The sequence below is a fragment of the Pseudomonas sp. AC247 genome (assembly GCF_979258015.1).
The window spans coordinates 789,282-811,635 of sequence record NZ_OZ409829.1 but is presented as its reverse complement, the minus strand read 5'-3'; the positions used below and the strand labels follow the sequence as shown (position 1 = coordinate 811,635).

Genomic DNA, 22,354 nt, shown 5'->3' with positions numbered 1-22,354 from the left:
GTGGCGACTCAGGGGCCGTTTTTTACATCAAGGTAGCCTGTTTGGCGAACCTTGCCGGGTGTCAGCAGGATTTCGACACAAAAACGGCCATCCTTGGATGGCCGTTCGTGTGTTTCGTTCAAGGCTGGATTACGCCTTGTCGACGCCTTTCTTGACCGCGTCCTTGGCTTTGCCGACCGCTTGCTGGGCTTCGCCTTTTTTCTCTTGGACTTTGCCTTCAGCCTGCAGCTTGGTGTTGTCGGTGGCTTTACCGACGCCTTGCTTGACATTGCCGACTGCTTCGTTGGCCATGCCTTTTACTTTATCGCCTGTGCTACTCATGGTGTTTCTCCTTGGTGCAATTAGGGGGAAAAGTCAGTACGTAATGATTGACTGGCCGGGTTTGCGCCAAGTTTCATTTATTTTTCGCCGGATCATTTCGTCGCGACGAGCAGGTTGGGCTTTATGTTTGGGTGCATTGCCACGAGAATGCGCAACATATGGGCGCCGTGCGCCAATGAACCGATCCCGCAGGAATGTTATGAAACTCGATAAAACGCTCGCCATCGCCCGTAGAAACAAGGAACTGGGTGGCGCTGTGCTCGGCACCAACAATTGCCACTTCGCCGAACTGAACCGCAACCGCAACATCTGGTGGTTCGACCTGCCGGTGTCGCGTCTGGCGATTGGTCAGTACGAGTGGATTCACCTGCTGATGCACACGCCGGCCACCGACGAACTGCTGCACCTGAGAGTGCCAACGGTGTTTTTGCGTGAAAAGCTCGAAGGGCTGGTGATCCGCAATGAAGGCAAGCGCAAAGCGGCGTTGAGCCTGGAATTGAGTGCGGACAAGGATTCGTATCTGCAGGACATGCGTCCGGCGGGGACCAACGTGAATTTCGCGCCGTTCCGTCAGTAAATCAACAGATCGCAGCCTGCGGCAGCTACTACAGGGAACGCATTCCAAAATGTAGGAGCTGCCGCAGGCTGCGATCTTTTGATCTGCAACAAAAAGCCCCGCTGATGCGGGGCTTTTTGGTTTAGGCGGCGGACTTGGCCTTGATCTTCTTCAGCTCTTCATCACGCAACTCGCGGCGCAGGATCTTGCCGACGTTGGTGGTCGGCAGCGCATCGCGGAATTCCACCGAACGCGGCACCTTGTAGCCCGTGACGTTGGCACGCATGTGATCCATCACCTGCTCTTTCGTCAGGGTGACACCCGGTTTGGCAACGATGAAAATCTTGATCGCCTCGCCCGATTTCTCGTCCGGCACGCCGATCGCCGCACACTGCAACACGCCCGGCAGAGTCGCCAGCACGTCTTCCAGTTCGTTCGGATAAACGTTGAAACCGGAGACCAGAATCATGTCTTTCTTGCGATCGACAATGCGCATGTAGCCATCCGGCTGGATCAGCGCGATGTCACCGGTTTTCAACCAGCCTTCGCTGTCGAGCATTTCATCGGTGGCTTCCTGACGCTGCCAGTAGCCCTTCATCACTTGCGGGCCCTTGATGCACAGCTCGCCAATTTCACCCAGCGGCTGCTCGACACCGGCGTCGTCGATGACTTTGCACAGGGTCGACGGCACTGGAATGCCGATGGTGCCGATCTGGATGTTCTGGATCGGGTTGACCGTGGCCACCGGGCTGGTTTCGGTCATGCCGTAACCTTCACAGATCGAGCAGCCGGTCACCGCTTTCCAGCGCTCGGCAGCGGCCAGTTGCAGGGCCATACCGCCGGACAAGGTGACTTTGAGCGCCGAGAAGTCCAGCTTGCGGAAACCTTCGTTGTTGCACAGCGCCACGAACAATGTGTTGAGGCCGACGAAACCGCTGAACTTCCACTTCGACAGTTCCTTGACCATCGCCGGCAGGTCGCGCGGGTTGCTGATCAGGATGTTGTGGTTGCCGATCAGCATCATCGCCATGCAATGAAAGGTGAACGCATAGATGTGATACAGCGGCAGCGGCGTGATCAGGATCTCGCAACCTTCATTGAGGTTCGACCCCATCAGCGCCTTGCACTGCAGCATGTTGGCGACGAGGTTGCGGTGGGTCAGCATCGCACCCTTGGCAACGCCGGTGGTGCCACCGGTATATTGCAGCACCGCAACGTCGCCGCTGTCCGGGTTGGCTTCGGCCACAGGCTGGCCCTGGCCTTTGCTCAGCACGTCATTGAACTTGACGGCCTTGGGCAAGTGATAGGCCGGGACCATTTTCTTCACGTACTTGATGACGCTGTTGATCAGCAGGCGCTTGATCGGCGGCAGCAGGTCGGCGACTTCGGTGACGATGACGTGTTTGACGCCGGTTTTCGGCACCACGGCTTCGGCCAGATGCGCCATGTTGGCCAGGCAAACGAGGGCTTTGGCACCGGAGTCGTTGAATTGGTGTTCCATTTCCCGCGCGGTGTACAGCGGGTTGGTGTTGACCACGATCAGCCCGGCGCGGATGGCACCGAAGACGGCTACCGGGTATTGCAGAACGTTGGGCAATTGCACGGCGATTCGATCACCGGGCTGCAAGTCGGTATGCTGTTGCAGATACGCGGCAAACGCACCGGACAATTCGTACAGTTCACCGTAGGTGATTGTCTTGCCCAGGTTGCTGAAAGCCGGTTTGTTGGCGAAGCGTTGGCAGGACTGCTTCAACACTGCCTGAATATTCGGGTACTCGTCTGGATTGATGTCGGCAGCAATTCCAGCGGGGTACTTATCCTTCCAAAAGTCTTCGATCATGGAAGCCCACTCCTCAGCAACGCGAATTCTTCACCGCATTTGATGCGATTATTATTGGTGTTTGTTTTGTATTGGTGAATCTGGCTTTTAGATAGGCCGAGAAGTCACAAAGCGCGCCGAGAGTAGCAGCTTTGCCGAGGGTCGACTAGAGCCAAAAGCGGCCCATACAGTCATGTTTGTGACTCAAGACTTGTTAGCGGTCATTTTAGAGCAAAGATCCTAGAACACTTTGAAAGCCCCGGATTTTGGGGGCTTAGAAGCAAAAGATCGCAGCCTTCGGCAGCTCCTACATGGGATGTGTTTCCTGTAGGAGCTGCCGAAGGCTGCGATCTTTTTGTTTTCAAGCGTTAAGCGATATCGCGCAACTCACGGCGCAGGATCTTACCCACTGGCGTCATCGGCAACGACTCACGCAGCACGATGTGTTTCGGCACCTTGTATGCGGTGAAATTCTCTTTGCAGTAAGCCTTCAACTCTTCAAGGCTGACGCCGGTCTCCCGCGCCACCACAAACAGCTTCACCGCCTCGCCCGAGCGCTCGTCCGGCACGCCGATCACCGCGCAATTGGCGACTTTCGGATGGGCCATCACCACGTCTTCGATCTCGTTGGGGTACACGTTGAAACCGGAGACGATGATCATGTCCTTCTTGCGATCGACAATCCGTACAAATCCGTCCGGATCGATCACCGCAATGTCGCCAGACTTGAACCAGCCCTCGGCATCCAGCACTTCGGCGGTGGCTTCCGGTTTGAGCCAGTAGCCTTTCATGATCTGCGGGCCCTTGATGCACAGCTCGCCGCGCTCGCCCATCGGCTGCTCGACGCCGTCATCGTTGATGACTTTGAGCAAAGTGCCCGGTACGGGCAGGCCGACCGTGCCGAGGCGCGACTGGTCGCCATACGGATTGGTGCAGGCCACGGGCGAGGTTTCGGTCAGACCGTAACCTTCGGTGATGCGGCAACCGGTCATCTGCTCCCAACGCTCGGCGGTGGCTTTCACTAGCGCAGTGCCGCCGGAGTTGGTGAGTTTCAGGCTGGAGAAGTCCAGGGTCTTGAAATCCGGGTGCTCCATCAGTGCGACGAACAGCGTGTTCAAACCGAGCAGCGCCGAGAAACGCCAGTTCTTCAGCTCTTTGATGAAGCCGGCAATGTCGCGCGGATTGCTGATCAGTACGTTGTGGTTACCGGAGACCATCATGCACATGCAATTCGCGGTGAAGGCATAGATGTGGTACAGCGGCAGCGGCGCGATCATCACCTCCTGGCCTTCGCGCAGCAGTGGCTGACCGTCCGGCCCGAGCTGCGCCAGACACGCACGCACTTGTTGCATGTTAGCCACCAGATTGCCGTGGGTGAGCATCGCGCCTTTCGCCAGCCCGGTGGTGCCGCCGGTGTATTGCAGCACGGCGGTGTCGTCGAGACTGACCTTCAGCGGCTTGATGCCCAGGCCACGGCCCATGCGCAGCGCGCTCTTGAAGGAGATCGCTTGCGGCAGCGAATACTCCGGGACCATTTTTTTCACTTTGCTGACCACGGTGTTGACCAGCCAACCCTTGGCGGTGGACATCAGGTCGCCCATCTTCGCTTCGATCAGGTACTGAATGTCGGTGTCAGGCAGCACTTCCTGGACTTTCTGGCCGAACATGTTCAGGTAAACCAATGCGCGCGCGCCGGAATCCTTGAACTGGTGACGCATCTCCCGCGCGGTGTACAACGGGTTGGTATTGACCACAATCAGCCCGGCGCGTAACGCACCGAACACCGCAATCGGGTAATGCAGGACGTTGGGCATCTGCACCGCAATGCGATCGCCCGGCACCAGATCGGTGTGCGCTTGCAGGTAACCGGCGAAGGCGGCGCTCTGGCGTTCGAGTTCAGCGTAGGTCAGGGTCACGCCCATGTTGCTGAACGCCGGGCGATCCGCGAACTTCTTGCAGGAACGTTCAAACACCTCGATCACCGACTTGAACTCGCCCATGTCGATGTCCAGCGGTACGCCGGCCGGGCGCTTGTCGTTCCAGAAATCAGGTTGCATTGTTCTTGTCCTCTTTACCTGAGCCGATCCGGGCCGCTTTCTGTCATTTCTGAAAAAGCGGAGCTTCACGGACACTAGCAGTTATGGCCATTGAGGCAAATACGGGCAAAGCCGTCATTGATCGTGTGAATCTTCGTGCCGTGGCGTGGGCTGATCAGACGCGCTATACAATGTGCCGACTCAGAGCAAAGGAATCGCCATGACCCACGACACCCTATGGCTGGACGCGAGTGACCGCAGCCGCCTGTACGTCAATCGCTGGCTGCCTCGCGCGCCGCTCAAGGCGGTGGTTCTGCTGGCCCATGGCATGGCGGAACACAGCGCTCGGTACGCGCGTTTGGCCGACACGTTTTGCGACAAAGGATATGGGGTGTACGCCGCGGATCTGCGTGGACATGGCAAAACTGCCGATCATGGGACGCTCGGGCATTTCGCCGATGAAGACGGCTGGTGCAAAGTCCTCGGTGACCTTGCCAGCCTCAATCAGCACATCGGCCAACAGCATCCCGGCGTGCCGATCATCCTGCTCGGCCACAGCATGGGCAGCTATCTCGCCCAGGGTTATCTGCTGCACCACAGCGCCAGCCTGCATGGGGCGATTCTCAGCGGTTCGAATTTCCAGCCGGTGGCGCTGTATGGCGCGGCGCGGCAGATCGCCCGCCTGGAAAAACTGCGGCAGGGCGGCAAGGGTCGCAGTGCGCTGATCGAGTGGTTGTCGTTCGGCTCGTTCAACAACAAGTTCAAGCCGGTGCGCACACGGTTCGACTGGCTGAGCCGCGACCCGGCCGAAGTCGATCGATACGCCGCCGACCCGCTGTGCGGCTTCCGTTGCACCAATCAGCTGTGGATCGACTTGCTCGGCGGCTTGCAGCAAATCAGCAAAGCGTCCAATCTCGCCCAGATCGACCCCGGCCTGCCATTGCTGGTGATCGGCGGCGAATGTGATCCGGTGAGTGACGGCAAGCGTCTGACAGATCTGGCCAACGCATTGCGCACAGCCGGCAGCCAGAACCTGCAACTGCAGATCTACCCGCAGGCGCGGCACGAATTGTTCAACGAAACCAACCGCGACGAAGTGATCGCCGATGTGCTGGCCTGGATTGATCAGGTCCTGAGCCATCCGCGCCCTCACCGCAGCGAATAAATTTTTTGTGGATTGATTTGATCCATCAGAGGAATCAAGACCGATGACCCAGGTTACCAACATCCCTTACGAAGCCCTTGAAGTCGGCCAGACCGCCAGCTACAGCAAGACCGTCGAAGAGCGTGACATTCAGCTGTTCGCCGCGATGTCGGGCGACCACAACCCGGTGCACCTGGATGCCGAGTTTGCAGCGGCCAGCATGTTCAAGGAGCGAATCGCGCACGGCATGTTCAGCGGCGCGCTGATCAGTGCCGCGGTGGCGTGCGAGCTGCCTGGGCCGGGCACTATTTATATCGGTCAGCAGATGAGCTTTCAGAAGCCGGTGAAAATCGGCGACACGCTGACCGTGCGACTGGAAATTCTCGAGAAGCTGCCGAAGTTTCGTGTGCGTATTGCTACTCGCGTGTTTAACCAGCGTGATGAGTTGGTGGTGGACGGTGAGGCGGAGATTCTGGCGCCGCGCAAGCAGCAGACGGTGACGTTGCCTACTTTGCCAGCGATCAGCATTGGCTGATTGAAAAGATCGCAGCCTTCGGCAGCTCCTACAGGGGAATGCGTCCCTGTAGGAGCTGCCGCATGCTGCGATCTTGTGCTTTCAAAACACCCATAAAAAAACGCCAGACTAGCTGGCGTTTTTTGTTACTGGCGTACGCTTACGAGCGTGCGCGAGCCTGGTTACGCAGGGCTTTCACCTGGTCGTGGTTGCGCTGTACGCCGTGGTATTGGCGTTCAACCAGGTCACGAATGCCCACCAGGTTGTGCTTGTTGATTTTCTCGATGGCTTCACGATAAGCCTTCAGGGCGTGGTCTTCACCGCGCTCGGCTTCGTTCAGTACAGCCTCTTCGTCTTTGCCGGTGAACATGGCTTTGACGTCGACCCAGCGACGGTGCAGGTCACCGCTGACGCTGGTAGAAGTTTCCGGATCACCGCCCAGCTTGCGAACCTCGGCCTGCAGTTCAGCTGCAGCGGTGGCGCAATCGGCAGAGCGAGTCACGAACAAGGTTTTCAGTTCTGGGTGCTTGATGTCTTCGGCGCAAGTCTTGAACCCTTCCTGACCGTCCTTGCTGGTTTCAATCAGGTCATTGAGTACAGAGATGGCTTCTTTATTAACGTCGGTCATTTTTCAATTCCTTGCGATCGGTGGAAGATGCAAGGGATATTGCAGTGTGCGTGCCAGCTTTTTAAAAACCAACAAACCCTTATAAATCAGCAAGTTAAATACAATTGAACTATCTGTATTGCGGTTATTTGCATGATCTGTCATTTGGCCTGCATGCAGAATGCCTGTATTTTCCAAGCTGATTTGAAGCCAGACGATCTCATTGATGAATCCCGAAAAACTCGAACTGCTGATCACCCGCGAAATGCCCTTCGGCAAATACAAGGGCCGGATCATTGCCGACCTGCCGGGGCCTTATCTGAACTGGTTTGCCCGCGAAGGTTTTCCCCATGGCGAACTCGGTGGCCTGCTCGCTTTGATGCAGGAGATCGACCACAACGGCTTGTCTGACTTGCTCGAACCGCTACGCGCCAAACATGGCAAACCTGCCCCGCGCCACTGAAGCGCCCTCCTCTATAGAGCCAGCCGCCATGCCTGACAACACCCGCCGCGCCCGTGACGAAGCCTTCTGGCAGACGTTTGCCGACCGATACGATGTGCAACCCGGTCCCGTGAACCTGGAGAACGGTTACTTCGGGCGCATGTCGCGCACGGTGATCGAGGAGTATCAGCGCAACATCGAGCTGATCAACACCAGCAACTCGGTGTACGTGCGCCAGCGTTTTGAGCAGCACGACAACCTCGATATCCGCGCACAACTGGCCGAGCTGATTGGTGTGCGCGCGCAAAGCGTAGCGTTCACGCGCAATGCCACCGAAGGTTTGCAGTCGCTGATCCGCAACTACAACCGCCTGCAGCCGGGTGATGAGGTGCTGATCTGCGACCTGGAGTACGACACGGTCAAGGGCGCCATGCGCTGGCTGGCCAAGCATCGCGGCGTCGAGGTGATCGAGATTGCCCACACCCATCCGGCGAGTTTCGACAGTTTGCTGGAGGCGTACCGCGAGGTATTTATCGGCCATCCGAAACTCAAGCTGATGGCCCTGACCCACGTTACTCACCGCACCGGGCTGGTGATGCCAGTGCAAGCCATCGCCGCGCTGGCCAAGGAGTACGGGGTCGACGTCATCCTCGATGGCGCCCACGCCCTGGGGCAGATCGAGTTCGATTTCGAGGCATTGGGTATCGCCTTCGCCGGCTACAACCTGCACAAGTGGATCGGCGCACCACTGACCCTCGGTTTCCTCTATATCGCGCCGCAACGCCTGACCGACATCGACCCCGACATGGGCGAGATGCATTACCCGATCAATGACATCCGCGCCCGCACCTCTTACAGCACACCGAACATTCCGGCGCTGATGACCCTGCCGCTGGTGTTTGAGGAACATCGCTCAATGGGCGGCTCTGCGGCCAAAGGCGCGCGAGTCAACTACCTGCGCAACCTGTGGGTCAGCGCCGTGCGGCACTTGCCGGGCATCGAAGTGATGACGCCGGACGATCCACGCTTGTATTGCGGGATCACCGCGCTGCGTTTCAGCCGCCATGACGATCAGCAGGCCATGGCCGAGCGCCTGCTCAATGATTTCAATCTGTTTACCGTGGTGCGCAACGGTGCTGCGTGCGGGCCGTGCATCCGCATCACCCCTGGGCTGACGACCACCGCTGGTGACATGCAACTGCTGACCCGCGCGCTGAACGAACTGCGCTGATTGGCTAGACGGTATATTTGTCGAAGTCCTCGGGTTTGATCTGCGAGGACGCGGCAAACGTGTCGATGCCGATCGTGAGGTGGCCGAAAAAACCGTCCTCGTGGGAATCGCGGCCGATCGGCCAGACCGTCAAGGTCGAGGCCTCGCCGCCCATGTCGGCATAAATGCTGTCCTGCGCATTGTTCAGCGCCGTCGTTGCACGGCCACGATAGGCCTTGGCGTTGAGCACCGAGCGCGAGACGACTTCAGGAAAATACAGCTGCCCGACCCAGGCCACGTTACGCTCTTCGAGAAACTCGTTGCCACTGACGATGCGCACCGCGACATGAATGTGCAGCGCACGACCGGCGTAGAAGCCCGGATAGATCGTGGTGAAACGCACCCTGCCCTTGTGATCGCAAAACTGGCTGCCGCGCAGATACGTGTCATCGTCGGTGCGCGGGATCGAGCCGATGTCGTCGGAGTCGACTTCCAGGTCCGGGTTGATCCGGCTCCAGCCCGAATACGCACCCCGCGCGTTGCAATGCCAAATGTCGACCAGCGCCCCACTGACGGGCTCACCGGTCATTGCATCGACGATGGTCAGGCGCAGCAGCAGCGGCAAGCCGTCAGCGCCTTCGCTGATGTTGCGACGCAACAGTTGCGGGTTACGGAAATACGGCCCGGCGATCTGCTCGGGGGCCAGTTGATAAACGGGGTTCAGTGAGGCTGTTGCAGAGTCTCGATCCATGACACGTTCTCTCTTCCATAAGATGAACGCAGATTAGCGCCATGCAAACGCCTGTGTGCGGTAACTATGTATCGCGTCGTAACTCCGGACTGCGATCTTTTGGCGTCGCCATTTGAAAGCAAGATCAAAAGATCGCAGCCTCGTTGCACTCGACAGCTCCTACATCGCATTCCGTATCGACGAAGGCTGCGATCTTGTGACGTAGCCATTTAGATCGCAGCCTCGTTGCCATGTAGGAGCTGCCGCAGGCTGCGATCTTTTGATGTTGGCTTTTCTGCGGGCAAAAAAAACGGTGCGCCGACCGAGCGCACCGTAAAGCCGTAGAACACACAACGAAGTGTTTGGTATCAATCAGTCCAGCAGCGCTAACGCTTCGGCGGTGCATTCCTGAATGCGCGCCCAGTCGCCGTTCTTGATCCACTCTGGATCAAGCATCCAGCTACCGCCCACGCACATGACGTTTTTCAGCGCCATGTAGCTCTTGATATTGGCTGGGCCGACGCCGCCAGTCGGGCAGAATTTCACTTCGCCGAACGGGCCGCCGAGGGCCTTGATTGCCGCGACGCCACCGCTGACTTCAGCCGGGAACAGCTTGAAGCGGCGATAACCCAGACCGTAGCCTTCCATGATGCCGGAGGCGTTGCTGATGCCCGGCAACAGCGGGATCGGGCTGTCGACGCTGGCTTCCAGCAGGTCTCGTGTAATGCCTGGGGTGACGATGAATTGCGAACCGGCCGCTTCTGCCGCCGCGAGCATGTTGCGATCGAGCACGGTGCCGGCACCAGTCATCAGTTCCGGACGCTGGTCGCGCAGGATCTGGATGGCCTTGAGGCCGAACTGCGAACGCAGGGTCACTTCCAGCGCGGTCAGACCACCGGCGGCCAATGCGTCGGCCAATGGCAGCACGTCCTGTTCGCGAGCGATGGTGATCACCGGCAGGATCCGCGCCTTGGCGCAGAGGCTGTCGATCAGGGCAACTTTGTCCGCCATGGAAACGGTCGGGGATGGGGTTGTCATAGCGGCTGTTCCTTGGCTCATGGGCACCAGTAAATCTCTAACGTAGGTTGCAGAAACGCGCGCACCGGCATGGCGCCGACGTCGTCGGATGCCAGCGCGGCATTCAGGGTGGTCAGCTTCGACTGACCGGAAATCGACAGAATCTTGTGCTTCGCCGACGCCAGCAGTGCACGGCTCATGGTCAGACGCTGACGCGGCACGCTCGGCGCCAGCATCGGCCAGCAACGACGGGTGCCATCGGCTTGCAGTGCTTCGGCCAGGTTCGGGCTGTTGGGGAACAGCGACGCCGTGTGGCCGTCATCGCCCATGCCCAGCACCAGCACATCAATCGGCGGCAACTCGGCGAGCAAGCGATCAGCCTGTTCAGCAGCCTGCTCGACGTTCGCCGCAGCGCTATAAAGGCTGAGGAACTGCGCTTTCGCCGCCGGGCCTTTGAGCAGGTATTGCTTGAGCAAACCGGCATTGCTGTCGGCGTGTTCAACCGGCACCCAACGCTCGTCGGCGAGGGTTACGACGACCTTCGACCAGTCCAGTTCCTGTTTGGCCAGGTGCTGGAAAAACGCCACCGGGCTGCGACCGCCCGACACCACTAGCACCGCGTTGCCGCGTGCCGCAATGGCCTCGCTCAATTGCTTGGCGACATTCAGCGCCAGACCTTCGGCCAACAGCACCGGGCTCTTGAATTCGTGAGCGTTTACGCCCGCAGGCAGTTGCACATTAGATATCGCCATACCACGACCTCCCGTCCCGCGTGATCAATGCAATGGAGCTCATCGGCCCCCACGACCCGGCGGCGTACGGCTTGGGCGCGTCACCGGATTTTTTCCAACCGGCGATCAACTGGTCACACCATTTCCACGCGGCTTCGATTTCATCTTTACGGACAAACAGGTTCTGATTGCCGTTCATCACTTCCAGCAACAACCGCTCGTAGGCATCGGGGATCCGCGCGCTACGCCAGGTGTCGGAGAAATTCAGTTGCAGCGGGCCGCTGCGCAGTTGCATGCCTTTGTCCAGGCCCTGCTCTTTGGTCATCACGCGCAAGGAAATACCTTCGTCCGGTTGCAGGCGAATGATCAGTTTGTTGCTGATCTGCAAGCGTTGCTCAGGGGCGAAGATGTAGTGCGACGGTTCCTTGAAGTGGATGACGATCTGCGACAGTTTCTGCGGCATGCGCTTGCCGGTACGCAAATAGAACGGCACGCCGGCCCAGCGCCAATTGCGGATGTCGGCACGCAGGGCGACGAAGGTTTCGGTGTCGCTCTGGGTGTTGGAATTCGGTTCTTCGAGGTAACCCGGTACGGATTTGCCTTCGCTGTGGCCGGCAATGTACTGGCCGCGCACTACTTGCGTGGTCAGGCCTTCCGGACTGATCGGCGCCAGCGCTTTGAGCACTTTTACCTTTTCATCGCGAATGCTGTCGGCGGACAGGTCGGCCGGTGGGTCCATGGCAATCAGGCAGAGCAGCTGCAACAGGTGATTCTGGATCATGTCGCGCAGTTGGCCGGCCTTGTCGAAGTAGCCCCAACGGCCTTCGATGCCCACTTTCTCGGCCACGGTGATTTCCACGTGGGAGATGTAATTCTGGTTCCACTGGGTTTCGAACAGGCTGTTGGCGAAACGCAGGGCGATCAGGTTCTGAACGGTTTCTTTGCCCAGATAGTGGTCGATGCGGTAGGTGCGGTTCTCCGGGAAGAACTGCGCCACGGCGTCGTTAACCTTGCGCGAGGATTCAAGGTCGGAGCCGATCGGTTTTTCCAGCACGACGCGGGTGTTCTCTGCCAGACCGACTTTCGCCAGGTTCTCGCAAATCGCGCCGTACACCGCTGCCGGTGTGGCGAAGTAGGCAATCATGCGTTGCGTGCTACCGGCCAGTTCAGCCAGCGCCACGTAATCTTCGGATTTGAGGAAGTCGACGTGCAGGTAGGTCAGGCGTGCCAGGAAACGCTCGGCAACGGCCTCGTCCAACTCTTTGCCTACATAGCGGCGCAGTTCGGCGGCGATGAACGCCATGTGCTGCTGTTGGGAACCTTCTTCACGGGCCAACGCGATGATGCGCGTGTCCTCGTGCAGCAGGTCGGCGCCATCGAGGTGGTAAAGGGCGGGAAACAGCTTGCGCAGGGCCAGATCGCCAAGCGCGCCGAACAAGGCAAAGGTGCACGGTTCAACCGTAATCGAAGGCATGATGTTTGTTCTTTTATCAAGTTAAGCTACAAATACCTTTTTTCAAGGCATCACTCAAGGGAAAATGTAGTAATAACCACAACATTTTCGCAAAATACAGATTCCGAGTGGTGGTCGGTCGGAGCCATCAGTAGGATAGGCCACCGTGACGGGCCATATCAAAGGCCCAATTTGCATAGCCCGGCGCACATTTGCGCAGGTGAATTAGGAATTCCATATGGACCGCGTGCGAAATTTACTGGAACAGATCCAGAGTCGCCTTGAAGACCTGAACAAGGCCGAACGCAAAGTCGCCGAGGTGATCCTGCTCAACCCGCAGCAGGCCACCCGCTTCAGCATTGCCGCCCTCGCCCAGGCGGCCTCGGTGAGCGAACCGACGGTCAACCGTTTCTGCCGTTCGTTCGGCGTCAGCGGCTACCCCGAACTCAAGCTGCAACTGGCGCAGAGCCTGGCCAGCGGCGCGGCGTATGTCAGTCGCGCGGTCGAGGCCGATGACAATCCCGAGGCGTACACGCAAAAGATTTTCGGCAGCGCCATCGCCTCGCTGGACAGCGCTTGCCAGGCGCTGGATCCGAATCTGATCAGCCGCGCGGTCGACCTGTTGATTCAGGCCCGGCAGATCCACTTTTTTGGCCTCGGCGCTTCGGCACCGGTGGCGCTGGATGCGCAGCACAAGTTCTTCCGTTTCAACCTCGCCGTCACCGCGCATGCTGATGTGTTGATGCAGCGGATGATTGCTTCGGTGGCGCACACCGGTGAGTTGTTCGTGATCATTTCCTACACCGGGCGCACCCGCGAGCTGGTGGAAGTGGCGCGCATTGCTCGCGAGAACGGCGCTTCGGTGTTGGGTTTGACGGCGGAGAACTCGCCGCTTGCCAAGGCGAGCACCTTGAGCCTGAACATTCCGCTGCCGGAAGACACCGACATCTATATGCCGATGACTTCGCGGATCATTCAGTTGACCGTGTTGGATGTCTTGGCGACGGGGATGACGTTGCGTCGCGGGGTGGATTTCCAGCCGCATTTGCGCAAGATCAAAGAGAGCTTGAATGCGAGCCGGTATCCGGTTGGGGATGAATTTAATTAGGACGCTTCGCGTAAAAGATCGCAGCCTTCGGCAGCTCCGACAGGGGTTGATCGTTCCCACGCTCTGCGTGGGAATGCAGCCCGTGACGCTCCGCGTCACTGGACGCGGAGCGTCCCTTGAGGCATTCCCACGCAGAGCGTGGGAACGATCATCAAGCCGCGGCCCACGCCTGCAAGCTCAAATGCGCCTTCTCCCCCGGCGCCAGATGCAGACTGTCCGTCCCGCCCGCCGCCGCTTCCACACAGACAAACTCCAACACCTCATCCCAGCTCACGCCCAGCAACGGTCGTGCGCCCGGATGCCAGACCACGGTGTCGGCACTGTCGCCGGTATCGATGCACAATTCGCGCTGCCAGGCGTGATCCTTGAGCTGCAATTCACCGTCATGCTGGAACACCCGCTGACAACCGCCATCTACCCGCAACTCGCCTTCCTGCTGGCAAGACTGGCGATTCAACTGGTCATAACCCTGCGCCCCTTCGAGCCCAGACAGCGCTATCTCACCGACATCGCCAATACGCCAGTAAGCGTGCAAAGCCTGGCTCAACTGGCACGGCATGTCGTCCTGATGCTCGGTGCTCAGGCGCAGATCCATGCGTTCGCCCAGATGCGCGTGCAGATCAACCTGCCAGTCGCACAGCTGTAATTGCCAGTGCAGGCGCACGCCATCTTCGGCGCTGCTGCTGTCGAGCAATTTCCAGTCAAGCAAACGCGCCCAGCCATGGGACGGCCATGCGTTTTCGCTCGGATGACGGCCATACCACGGCCAACAAACCGGCACACCGCCACGGATCGCACCGACATGCGGCCACTTCGCCGCGCACCACAACCATGGCTTTTGCCCGCGCGGTTGAAAGTGCAGCAACTGCGCGCCCTGACGACTGAACACCGCCTGACACAGCGGGTGATCGATCACCAACACGTCGCGCATCTGATAGCGCTCCCAGGCGAACACCGGTTGTTCACGCAGGGATTTGAAAAAGCGTTGTAGCGGATGCTCATGCATGGGCCACGGTCCTGAAAATCATGGGGGTACTTATCAATCCAAAAGCCTTGCACAGCACTTTGTGGCGAGGGGATTTATCCCCGATTGGCTGCGCAGCAGTCATGAAACCAGCAGATGCAGTCTGTCAGTGATATCGCGATTGCAGTGTTTGGGGCCGCTTCGCAGCCCATCGGGGATAAATCCCCTCGCCACAAAAAACTCTCCAGCCACAAAAATCATCAAGTAACACATCAGACCTGTGTCACAAAAAAAGCGGACAGCCTTGGCTGTCCGCAAATATGCGCACATAGAGAGGAGCTTATCGCAGACGCGTCAGAACGTAGACTGAATTTTCAGGCCAGCGACCAAAGCGTTGTCCACATCATCCACACCGCCCGGGTGAGTGATGTATTGCAGGTTAGGACGTACGGTCAGCCAATTGGTGACGTGGAAGCCGTAGTTGATTTCGTAGTTGTATTCGGTTTCACGAATCGGCGAGAACACCGGATTGTCGTAATCCGACACACCGTTGGACACGTTCAGCAGCTCGGCGTTTTTCTTCACGTCATCGTTGACGTGGATACGTGCCGCGCCGATACCGACGTCATCCTTCGGACGCGCGTCGAACGGGCCTTTGTAGACAAACATCACCGACTGGTAGTTGTCGATGAAGTTGGTGTCTTTGTCGTGGAACGTGGCGTTGGCCGCGATGTTCAGACCGCGCGAGGCATCACCGTTGTGGCTGGTGAGTTGCTGTTGCGCGACGAACCAGTAGCCACTTTTGCTGCTGTGAGACTTGTAGGCGTCGCCAGTGGTAGCAGCGTCGAAACCGTTGACGTCTTCGCGAACGTCGTCGGCATCGGCCGTGCTCTTGTAGTAACCGACGCGGTATTCGCCCGGCAGGCTGTTGACCTTCGGCGACCAGACCAATTCAACCGGAAGAACGGTACCTTTGGTGCCGCTGCCGCTGAGTTTGAAGCCGTTGCCGTGTTCCAGCTGCGACGGATTCTGGTTGTACGCACCGATTTGCGCGTAGAGCTCGTCGTTGATGTTGTACTTCACGCGGATGGCAGCCTGGCTAACCGGCCAGTTGTACCAGATGTTGGTGGCCCAGTTACCCACTTGGGAGCCACAGAACGCCAGGTTCTGGAAGTCGCACGGGAAGGTGTTGAAGTCTTCGCCTTCACCGAAGTAACCGGCCTTGACGTCGAGTTTGTTGTCGAAGAACTGGTGCTGAATCCACAATTGGGTCAGACGCACCATGTGGCCACGACCGTAAACTTCCTGCGAGGAGCTCAGGGTGCCGGCACGCGGATCGCCAACGCGGTCGTTGGAGATGTTGTAGCCGTTACGGTTGGTCAGTTGGATCTTCGCCTGGGTGTTATCCCAGCCCCACAGCTTTTGCAGATCGAGTGCCACGCCCAGACCGAACTGGTCAGCGTAACGCGCGGTCTTGTCGTCGTTGTAGCCACCGTTCAGGTTGCCACCGACTTCCCCAACGTAGTCGGCCTTGATGTCGATACCCTGCTCGATCAGCTTGGTCCGCTCGCCACCCCAGTCACCGGTCATCCATTTCGAATCGGAGCTGAAGGCATCCGCCGCCATGGCGTTACCGGCCAGCACCAATGCCGCCGCAGCTGACACTTGGCAGATCAACCGGGCATTGACGTGTTTCATTTTCATCCCTACATCCTCGTCTTTATTGTTATTAACTGTTTTTATCTAACGCGGTTTACATAAATTGCGATGGATTACAGGCAATCCACCGCGTGCTCCTTTGTAGGAGTGAGCCCTGTGGCGAGGGGATTTATCCCCGATGGGCTGCGAAGCGGCCCCAAAAGCCGGGTCTGCTGCGCAGACCATCGGGGATAAATCCCCTCGCCACAAAAGCCCTCTCCTACATCAAATATTCAGCGGCCTTTGAATTGCGCCACGTTCGCAGACCGCGCATCGGTCTGCGGTTGGCCGGCAGTGCCGAGGCGCTCGCCGGTCTTGGCATCAAACAACAACACTTTCGACGGATCGAATTGCAGCGTCAGGCTTTCGCCCACCTGCGGTGCCACGTCCGGCGCCAGACGGCAGCAGACTTTGGTTTCATTCAGATTGACGAACACCAGCGTGTCCGGACCAGTCGGCTCGGTGACCTGCACTTCGGCACGAATGCTCGGCAGGCCGTTGCCCTCGCCGTTCGCCAGAACGATCTGCTCAGGGCGCAGACCGAGGATCACTTCGCGATCTTCGAGACCGGCGTCCTGCATGCTCATCGGCAGCTCGCAACGGGCCTGGCCGCTGTCGAGCAGCGCCAGCAGACGACCGTCCTTGCGTTGCAGGCGTAGCGGGATGAAGTTCATCGGCGGCGAACCGATGAAGCTCGCGACGAACAGGTTGGCCGGGTCGTTGTAGATCTCTTTCGGCGTGCCGAACTGCTGAATGATGCCGTCCTTCATCACCGCAACCTTGTCGCCCAGAGTCATCGCTTCGATCTGGTCGTGGGTCACGTAGACCGTGGTGGTTTTCAGGCGCTGGTGCATCAGTTTCATTTCGGTGCGCATCTCGACACGCAGCTTGGCGTCGAGGTTGGACAGCGGTTCGTCGAACAGATAAATCTTCGGTCGACGCGCCAGCGCACGGCCCATCGCCACACGCTGTTGCTGACCACCGGAGAGCTGACCCGGCTTGCGGTTCAGCAAGTGTTCGATCTGCAGCAGCTTGGCCACACGCGCGACTTCTTCGTCGATTGCCGCCTGCGGCATCTTGCGAATTTTCAGGCCGAATTCGATGTTCTCGCGCACGCTCATGGTCGGGTACAGCGCGTAGGACTGGAACACCATGGCGATGTCGCGATCCTTCGGGCTCATGCCGCTGACGTCCTGATCACCGATCATGATCGCGCCGCCGGTGATGGTTTCCAGACCGGCGATGCAGTTCATCAACGTCGATTTGCCGCAGCCCGACGGGCCGACGAGGATCAGGAATTCGCCTTCCTTGATCGACAGTTCGATGTTCTTCAGGGTGTCCGGTAGGCCGGCACCGTAGGTCTTGTTTACGTTGCGAAGTTCGAGCGTTGCCATGATTACCCCTTGACTGCGCCGGCCGTCAGCCCGCGCACGAAATACTTGCCTGCGACCACATAGACCAGCAGGGTCGGCAGGCCGGCGATCATCGCCGCTGCCATATCAACGTTGTATTCCTTGGCGCCGGTGCTGGTGTTGACCAGGTTGTTCAGCGCTACCGTAATCGGCTGCGAATCACCGCTGGAGAACACCACACCGAACAGGAAGTCGTTCCAGATCTGGGTGAACTGCCAGATCAGGCAGACCATGATGATCGGCGTCGACATCGGCAGAATGATTCGCCGGAAAATCGTGAAGAAACCCGCGCCATCAAGGCGTGCGGCTTTCACCAGCGCATCCGGAATGCTCACGTAGTAGTTACGGAAGAACAGCGTGGTGAACGCCAGACCGTAAACCACGTGGATAAACACCAGGCCGGTGGTGGTGCTCGCCAGGCCCATTTTGCCGAGGGTGAACGAGGCCGGCAGCAGCACGGTCTGGAACGGCAGGAAGCAGCCGAACAACAGCAGACCGAAGAACAACTGCGAACCGCGGAAGCGCCAGAACGACAGCACATAACCGTTCAACGCACCGATACCGGTGGAGATGATCACGGCTGGAACGGTGATCTTGATCGAGTTCCAGAAGTAACCGTCAACCGTGGCCCAGGCCTTGACCCAGCCGATGCCGCTGACCACGGTCGGCCAGCTCAACAGGTTGCCGGTGCTGATGTCTTCCGGGGTCTTGAAGCTGGTCAGCAACATCACCACCAGCGGCACCAGATACAGGAACACCGCGAAAATCAGCACCGCGTAGATCGCGATGCGACTCAGGCTGATAGCAGGTTTGGCAGCGAGACTAGTCATTGCGCTTGGTCCTCAGCTCGGAATACAGGTAAGGCACGATGATCGCGAGGATCGCACCGAGCATCAGAATCGCACTGGCCGAGCCCATGCCCATCTGGCCGCGACTGAAGGTGAAGGAGTACATGAACATCGCGGGCAGGTCGGAGGAATAACCCGGGCCACCGGCGGTCATCGCCGCGACCAGGTCGAAGCTCTTGATCGCGATGTGCGCCAGAATCATCACCGCGCTGAAAAACACCGGACGCAGGCTTGGCAGCACGACTTTCCAGTAGATCATCGGCATGCTCGCGCCATCGATCTGCGCGGCACGGATGATCGATTGATCAACGCCACGCAGGCCGGCGAGGAACATCGCCATGATGAAACCCGAGGCTTGCCAGACAGCGGCGATCACCAGGCAATACACCACGCGATCAGGGTCGATCAGCCAGTCGAGACGGAAGCCTTCCCAGCCCCAGTCACGCAACAATTTGTCCAGGCCCATGCCCGGGTTGAGCAGCCATTTCCACGCGGTACCGGTCACGATCATCGAGAGCGCCATCGGGTACAGGTAAATGGTGCGGATAAAGCCTTCGCGACGGATGCGCTGGTCGAGGAACACCGCCAGCAACACGCCGATCACCAAAGTGATGCCGATGAACATACCGCCGAACACCGCGAGGTTTTTGCTCGCGACCCACCAGCGATCGTTGTCGAACAACCGAGCGTACTGCGCCAGGCCAGCCCACTTGTAGTTGGGCAGGAAAGTCGAGGTGGTGAACGACAGCACGAACGTCCACAGGATGTAGCCATAGAAGCCCACCAGAACGATGAACATGCTCGGCGCCAGCACCAGTTTTGGTAGCCAGCGCTGCAATGCATCGAACGGCGAGGCCTTGCTGAACACAGCAACAGAACTCATGGGGAAATCCAGTACAAGAGAAAAGGACTACTTGGGCAACTCGCCCCCTTGTAGGAGTGAGCCTGCTCGCGATTGCGGTGTGTCAGTTGATGAATCTGTTACCTGACCAACTGCTATCGCGAGCAGGCTCACTCCTACAGGGGCCAAGCATTACTTGGCGGACTTGATCGCTGCGCCGAGTTTCTTGGCGGTGTCGGCCGGGTCGGCTTTCGGGTCGTTGATGTAGTTGGTCACGACATCAAAGAACGCGCCTTGCACGGCCAGCGTGGTTGCCATGTTGTGCGCCATGCTTGGTTGCAGGCCGCCGGATTTGGCGTCAGCCAGGAAGTCCTTGGCAGCAGTCTGTGCGCAGGAGTCGAAGCCCAGCGCTTCCATGTTGTTCAACATGTCATTGCGAACCGGGATCGAGCCTTTGTTGATGCTGAAGACTTTCTGGAAGTTTTCACCCAGTACGACTTTGGCGATGTCCTGCTGACCGGCTGCAGTGCCTGCGTCCTTCTGCTTGAACACGGCCAGCGAGTCGATGTTGTAGGTGAAGGCCTTGTCGGTACCCGGGAAGGCTACGCACTGGTAATCCTTGCCGGCGATTTTCTTCGCGGCGGTCCATTCGGACTTGGCCCAGTCACCCATGATCTGCATGCCGGCCTTGCCGTTGATGACTTTGGCCGCTTCCAGGTTCCAGTCCTGACCTTTGCCGTCGGCGTCCATGTAGGTCGCGACTTTCTTCAGCTCGGTCAGCGCCTTGACCATTTCCGGGCCGGTCAGCGCGCCGTTGTCCAGATCAACCAGGGCTTTCTTGTAACCATCGACACCCATGACCGAAAGCACCACGGCTTCGAACACGGTGCTGTCCTGCCAAGGCTGACCGCCGTGCGCCAGCGGAATGAAGCCCGCAGCCTTGAGCTTGTCGCCCGCAGCGTAGAATTCTTCGAGGGTGGTCGGGTTCTTGGTGATACCGGCTTTCTTGAAGACTTCCGGGTTGATCCACAGCCAGTTCACGCGGTGAATGTTCACCGGTACGGCCACGTAATCACCGTCGTACTTCACGGTATCGGAGACTTTCTTGTCGAGCAGGCTGTCCCACTTTTCCGACTTGGCGACGTCTTTCAGCACGTCGGTGTCGAGCAGGCCGGTCGACGCCCATTCCTGGATGTCCGGGCCTTTGATCTGCGCAACGCCAGGCGGGTTGCCGGCGACTGCACGGCTTTTCAGCACGGTCATGGCAGTGGCACCGCCACCACCGGCGACAGCGCCGTCTTTCCAGGTGAAACCGTCTTTTTCGACTTGCGCCTTGAGCACATCAACAGCGGCTTTTTCGCCACCGGACGTCCACCAGTGCACGACTTCGACCGAACCTTTGGATTCGGCAGCGGAAACACTGAGAGGCAGAATTGCGAGCGGGAACAGGGAGGCGACAGAAATGACAGTAGCGAGGCGAGAAATCGCATTCATCTGAGATGTACCTTTCTTGTTGTTATGCATGCAAGTCTGGTGCTTGCGCTGCACAGGAGTTTAAACAGGACGTTTCCCTTCGCAGGTAACGAAGGGACGCGCGAATGTCACCACATGGTTACACAGGAGAACCCTGAGACAACTGCGCTAAAGCAGTCGCCATACTCGGTGACAAGGGTAGACGAGGGATCAGCACGGCTTGCCAGGCATGATACAGATCGGGTTTACCCGGCCAGATATCGGCACTTGGCACGTTTTGCGGGTTGAGTTCGTGATGCCAGCTGCCGTCGCAACGATCGATGAAGTTCACTTCGCAGAATTCCCAGAACAGCCGGTACCAGCTTTCGTATTGCGCATCGCCGGTGCGTTTGAGCAAGGCACTGGCAGCCGCGCTGGCCTCGGCGTGCGTCCAGTGCAGACGATGGCGGACCACGGCTTTGTTGCCCCAGTCGAGGGTGTAGACGATGCCCGGCAAACCATCGACGTTCCAGCCGTTGCGGCAGTTGTTCTCAAAGAGTTTCTGCGCGTCGGTCGCCAGCCAGCCGGGGGTGAGCATGCCAGCCTGGACCCGCGCGGCTTCGAGGTGTAACAGCAACCGCGCCCATTCGAAACCGTGGCCCGGCGTGGTGCCGTAGGGGCGGAAACCGTCAGCGGGATTGTCGTGGTTGTACTCGCGCAACGGTTGCCAGTCGCGATCGAAGTGCTCGATGACCATGTAACCGTTGGCGGCAGCGTGACCGTGGATCACCCGCTCGACGATGCGTTGCGCACGCACCAGCCAGCGCGGGTCTTCGGTGACATCGGCCAGTGCGAGGAATGCTTCGGTGGCGTGCATGTTGCTGTTGGCGCCGCGATAGGCTTCTTCTTCGCTCCAGTCGCGATTGAAGAACTCGCGCATGGCGCCCTCTTCTTCGCTCCAGAAATAGGTGTCGATGATGTCGATGGCATCATCGAGTAACGCTTGGGCGCCGGGACGTTTGGCGACCACCGCGGAACTCGCGGCCAGCGCGACGAAAGCATGCAGGTAGGCGTTCTTGCCGGTGTTGTCGTCGCGGTGTTCGGCGACCGCAAACCAGCCACCGTGCAACGCATCACGCAACGGCCCACGCAGGGCGGCGATGCCGTGATCGACCAGTTCGGCAAAACCCGGTAGGCCCTGAATATGGGCCATGGCAAAGCTGTGGGTCATGCGCGCGGTGTTCATGGTTTCGGCTTGCGCGTTCGCGGGCAGACGGCCGCGTTCGTCGAGGTTGCCGAAGCCTTGCGGCAGTTTTGCTGCCTTGGCGAAATCCAGCAGGCGCAGGCCTTCAGCGGCGAGCCATTGCTGGTGGGCAGGGGCGTTCAGCCAACTGCTGAAGCCGGGTTGGAAGCGATCCATGGGTGGCCTTTTTTGTTGTTATGACTGCGCG

21 protein-coding genes are annotated in these 22,354 nt (G+C 58.8%); 6 read left to right on the top strand and 15 right to left on the bottom strand.

Annotated elements, in window-relative coordinates; all coding sequences use genetic code 11:
* Positions 1–129: 129 nt before the first annotated feature.
* Positions 130–321: a CsbD family protein gene (locus ACZZ0B_RS03850; RefSeq protein ID WP_053122994.1), complete on the bottom strand. Its 192-nt coding sequence runs from the start codon at positions 319–321 to the stop codon at positions 130–132.
* Positions 322–520: 199 nt separating this feature from the next.
* On the opposite strand from ACZZ0B_RS03850, the gene ACZZ0B_RS03845 reads away from it, so the two are divergent.
* A complete protein-coding gene (locus ACZZ0B_RS03845) occupies positions 521–898 on the top strand; it encodes a hypothetical protein (RefSeq protein ID WP_463544399.1) in 378 nt (125 codons plus the stop codon).
* 121 nt (positions 899–1,019) lie between these two features.
* On the opposite strand, the gene fadD1 is transcribed toward ACZZ0B_RS03845, so the two are convergent.
* On the bottom strand, positions 1,020–2,717 hold the full coding sequence (gene fadD1, locus ACZZ0B_RS03840) for a long-chain-fatty-acid--CoA ligase FadD1 (RefSeq protein ID WP_008082828.1): 1,698 nt from the start codon (positions 2,715–2,717) through the stop codon (positions 1,020–1,022).
* A gap of 347 nt (positions 2,718–3,064) precedes the next feature.
* Entirely contained in the window at positions 3,065–4,753 is a 1,689-nt protein-coding gene (gene fadD2 / locus ACZZ0B_RS03835) for a long-chain-fatty-acid--CoA ligase FadD2 (RefSeq protein WP_008082825.1), read from the bottom strand.
* Positions 4,754–4,952: 199 nt separating this feature from the next.
* Here fadD2 and ACZZ0B_RS03830 point away from each other — a divergent pair, with 199 nt between their 5' ends.
* On the top strand, positions 4,953–5,897 hold the full coding sequence (locus ACZZ0B_RS03830) for an alpha/beta hydrolase (protein WP_008082822.1): 945 nt from the start codon (positions 4,953–4,955) through the stop codon (positions 5,895–5,897).
* 43 nt (positions 5,898–5,940) lie between these two features.
* Positions 5,941–6,411: a MaoC family dehydratase gene (locus tag ACZZ0B_RS03825; RefSeq protein ID WP_003227420.1), complete on the top strand. Its 471-nt coding sequence runs from the start codon at positions 5,941–5,943 to the stop codon at positions 6,409–6,411.
* A 139-nt stretch (positions 6,412–6,550) separates the two neighbouring features.
* Here ACZZ0B_RS03825 and ACZZ0B_RS03820 read toward each other — a convergent pair whose 3' ends face one another.
* Positions 6,551–7,018, bottom strand: coding sequence for a ferritin-like domain-containing protein (locus ACZZ0B_RS03820; protein ID WP_008082820.1), 468 nt, complete (start codon positions 7,016–7,018; stop codon positions 6,551–6,553).
* 205 nt (positions 7,019–7,223) lie between these two features.
* Here ACZZ0B_RS03820 and ACZZ0B_RS03815 point away from each other — a divergent pair, with 205 nt between their 5' ends.
* Both ACZZ0B_RS03815 and ACZZ0B_RS03810 read left to right on the top strand, forming a co-directional pair.
* The gene (locus tag ACZZ0B_RS03815) at positions 7,224–7,460 is read left to right on the top strand and encodes a DUF3820 family protein (RefSeq protein ID WP_003227425.1); all 237 of its coding nucleotides are present in this window, start codon (positions 7,224–7,226) and stop codon (positions 7,458–7,460) included.
* A 28-nt stretch (positions 7,461–7,488) separates the two neighbouring features.
* Positions 7,489–8,670, top strand: coding sequence for an aminotransferase class V-fold PLP-dependent enzyme (locus ACZZ0B_RS03810; RefSeq protein WP_463544398.1), 1,182 nt, complete (start codon positions 7,489–7,491; stop codon positions 8,668–8,670).
* Between the two features lie 4 nt (positions 8,671–8,674).
* Here ACZZ0B_RS03810 and ACZZ0B_RS03805 read toward each other — a convergent pair whose 3' ends face one another.
* The 4 genes from ACZZ0B_RS03805 to zwf all read right to left on the bottom strand — a co-directional run bounded on the left by ACZZ0B_RS03805 (position 8,675) and on the right by zwf (position 12,601).
* Positions 8,675–9,400, bottom strand: coding sequence for an intradiol ring-cleavage dioxygenase (locus ACZZ0B_RS03805; RefSeq protein ID WP_008082816.1), 726 nt, complete (start codon positions 9,398–9,400; stop codon positions 8,675–8,677).
* Between the two features lie 351 nt (positions 9,401–9,751).
* Positions 9,752–10,417, bottom strand: coding sequence for a bifunctional 4-hydroxy-2-oxoglutarate aldolase/2-dehydro-3-deoxy-phosphogluconate aldolase (locus ACZZ0B_RS03800; RefSeq protein ID WP_008082815.1), 666 nt, complete (start codon positions 10,415–10,417; stop codon positions 9,752–9,754).
* 17 nt (positions 10,418–10,434) lie between these two features.
* Positions 10,435–11,148 carry a 6-phosphogluconolactonase gene (gene pgl / locus ACZZ0B_RS03795; protein ID WP_463544397.1) on the bottom strand — a complete coding sequence of 238 codons (714 nt, stop codon included), beginning with the start codon at positions 11,146–11,148 and terminating at the stop codon, positions 10,435–10,437.
* Positions 11,135–12,601: a glucose-6-phosphate dehydrogenase gene (gene zwf / locus ACZZ0B_RS03790; RefSeq protein ID WP_077574250.1), complete on the bottom strand. Its 1,467-nt coding sequence runs from the start codon at positions 12,599–12,601 to the stop codon at positions 11,135–11,137. The genes pgl and zwf overlap by 14 nt, the downstream gene beginning before the upstream one ends.
* 226 nt (positions 12,602–12,827) lie before the next feature.
* Between zwf and ACZZ0B_RS03785 the strand changes: the two genes are divergently transcribed.
* Complete coding sequence (locus ACZZ0B_RS03785) at positions 12,828–13,688, top strand: MurR/RpiR family transcriptional regulator (RefSeq protein WP_171057240.1); 861 nt, start codon at positions 12,828–12,830, stop codon at positions 13,686–13,688.
* A gap of 151 nt (positions 13,689–13,839) precedes the next feature.
* Here the strand turns inward: ACZZ0B_RS03785 and ACZZ0B_RS03780 are convergent, their stop codons facing one another.
* The 7 genes from ACZZ0B_RS03780 to ACZZ0B_RS03750 all read right to left on the bottom strand — a co-directional run bounded on the left by ACZZ0B_RS03780 (position 13,840) and on the right by ACZZ0B_RS03750 (position 22,323).
* A complete protein-coding gene (locus ACZZ0B_RS03780) occupies positions 13,840–14,694 on the bottom strand; it encodes a D-hexose-6-phosphate mutarotase (protein WP_463544396.1) in 855 nt (284 codons plus the stop codon).
* 312 nt (positions 14,695–15,006) lie between these two features.
* Entirely contained in the window at positions 15,007–16,356 is a 1,350-nt protein-coding gene (locus ACZZ0B_RS03775; RefSeq protein WP_008082811.1) for a carbohydrate porin, read from the bottom strand.
* A 227-nt stretch (positions 16,357–16,583) separates the two neighbouring features.
* Positions 16,584–17,744, bottom strand: a complete 1,161-nt coding sequence (locus ACZZ0B_RS03770; protein WP_123593657.1) for an ABC transporter ATP-binding protein — start codon at positions 17,742–17,744, stop codon at positions 16,584–16,586.
* Between the two features lie 2 nt (positions 17,745–17,746).
* On the bottom strand, positions 17,747–18,592 hold the full coding sequence (locus ACZZ0B_RS03765; protein WP_008082809.1) for a carbohydrate ABC transporter permease: 846 nt from the start codon (positions 18,590–18,592) through the stop codon (positions 17,747–17,749).
* A complete protein-coding gene (locus ACZZ0B_RS03760) occupies positions 18,585–19,493 on the bottom strand; it encodes a carbohydrate ABC transporter permease (RefSeq protein WP_008082808.1) in 909 nt (302 codons plus the stop codon). Before ACZZ0B_RS03760 ends, ACZZ0B_RS03765 begins: the two co-directional genes overlap by 8 nt.
* 150 nt (positions 19,494–19,643) lie before the next feature.
* A complete protein-coding gene (locus ACZZ0B_RS03755; RefSeq protein ID WP_158832197.1) occupies positions 19,644–20,945 on the bottom strand; it encodes an ABC transporter substrate-binding protein in 1,302 nt (433 codons plus the stop codon).
* Positions 20,946–21,063: 118 nt separating this feature from the next.
* Positions 21,064–22,323, bottom strand: coding sequence for a D-mannose isomerase (locus tag ACZZ0B_RS03750; RefSeq protein ID WP_463544395.1), 1,260 nt, complete (start codon positions 22,321–22,323; stop codon positions 21,064–21,066).
* Positions 22,324–22,354 lie beyond the last annotated feature (31 nt).

Bases quoted from the DNA above. Each gene is read 5' to 3' on its own strand.
- pgl (WP_463544397.1), bottom strand. From the start codon at position 11,148: ATGGCGATATCTAATGTGCAACTGCCTGCGGGCGTAAACGCTCACGAA.
- ACZZ0B_RS03775 (WP_008082811.1), bottom strand. From the start codon at position 16,356: ATGAAAATGAAACACGTCAATGCCCGGTTGATCTGCCAAGTGTCAGCT.
- ACZZ0B_RS03825 (WP_003227420.1), top strand. From the start codon at position 5,941: ATGACCCAGGTTACCAACATCCCTTACGAAGCCCTTGAAGTCGGCCAG.
- ACZZ0B_RS03765 (WP_008082809.1), bottom strand. From the start codon at position 18,592: ATGACTAGTCTCGCTGCCAAACCTGCTATCAGCCTGAGTCGCATCGCG.
- ACZZ0B_RS03805 (WP_008082816.1), bottom strand. From the start codon at position 9,400: ATGGATCGAGACTCTGCAACAGCCTCACTGAACCCCGTTTATCAACTG.
- ACZZ0B_RS03755 (WP_158832197.1), bottom strand. From the start codon at position 20,945: ATGAATGCGATTTCTCGCCTCGCTACTGTCATTTCTGTCGCCTCCCTG.
- ACZZ0B_RS03750 (WP_463544395.1), bottom strand. From the start codon at position 22,323: ATGGATCGCTTCCAACCCGGCTTCAGCAGTTGGCTGAACGCCCCTGCC.
- ACZZ0B_RS03815 (WP_003227425.1), top strand. From the start codon at position 7,224: ATGAATCCCGAAAAACTCGAACTGCTGATCACCCGCGAAATGCCCTTC.
- ACZZ0B_RS03760 (WP_008082808.1), bottom strand. From the start codon at position 19,493: ATGAGTTCTGTTGCTGTGTTCAGCAAGGCCTCGCCGTTCGATGCATTG.
- fadD2 (WP_008082825.1), bottom strand. From the start codon at position 4,753: ATGCAACCTGATTTCTGGAACGACAAGCGCCCGGCCGGCGTACCGCTG.
- ACZZ0B_RS03800 (WP_008082815.1), bottom strand. From the start codon at position 10,417: ATGACAACCCCATCCCCGACCGTTTCCATGGCGGACAAAGTTGCCCTG.
- ACZZ0B_RS03850 (WP_053122994.1), bottom strand. From the start codon at position 321: ATGAGTAGCACAGGCGATAAAGTAAAAGGCATGGCCAACGAAGCAGTC.
- ACZZ0B_RS03845 (WP_463544399.1), top strand. From the start codon at position 521: ATGAAACTCGATAAAACGCTCGCCATCGCCCGTAGAAACAAGGAACTG.
- ACZZ0B_RS03830 (WP_008082822.1), top strand. From the start codon at position 4,953: ATGACCCACGACACCCTATGGCTGGACGCGAGTGACCGCAGCCGCCTG.
- ACZZ0B_RS03820 (WP_008082820.1), bottom strand. From the start codon at position 7,018: ATGACCGACGTTAATAAAGAAGCCATCTCTGTACTCAATGACCTGATT.
- ACZZ0B_RS03810 (WP_463544398.1), top strand. From the start codon at position 7,489: ATGCCTGACAACACCCGCCGCGCCCGTGACGAAGCCTTCTGGCAGACG.
- ACZZ0B_RS03770 (WP_123593657.1), bottom strand. From the start codon at position 17,744: ATGGCAACGCTCGAACTTCGCAACGTAAACAAGACCTACGGTGCCGGC.
- fadD1 (WP_008082828.1), bottom strand. From the start codon at position 2,717: ATGATCGAAGACTTTTGGAAGGATAAGTACCCCGCTGGAATTGCTGCC.
- zwf (WP_077574250.1), bottom strand. From the start codon at position 12,601: ATGCCTTCGATTACGGTTGAACCGTGCACCTTTGCCTTGTTCGGCGCG.
- ACZZ0B_RS03780 (WP_463544396.1), bottom strand. From the start codon at position 14,694: ATGCATGAGCATCCGCTACAACGCTTTTTCAAATCCCTGCGTGAACAA.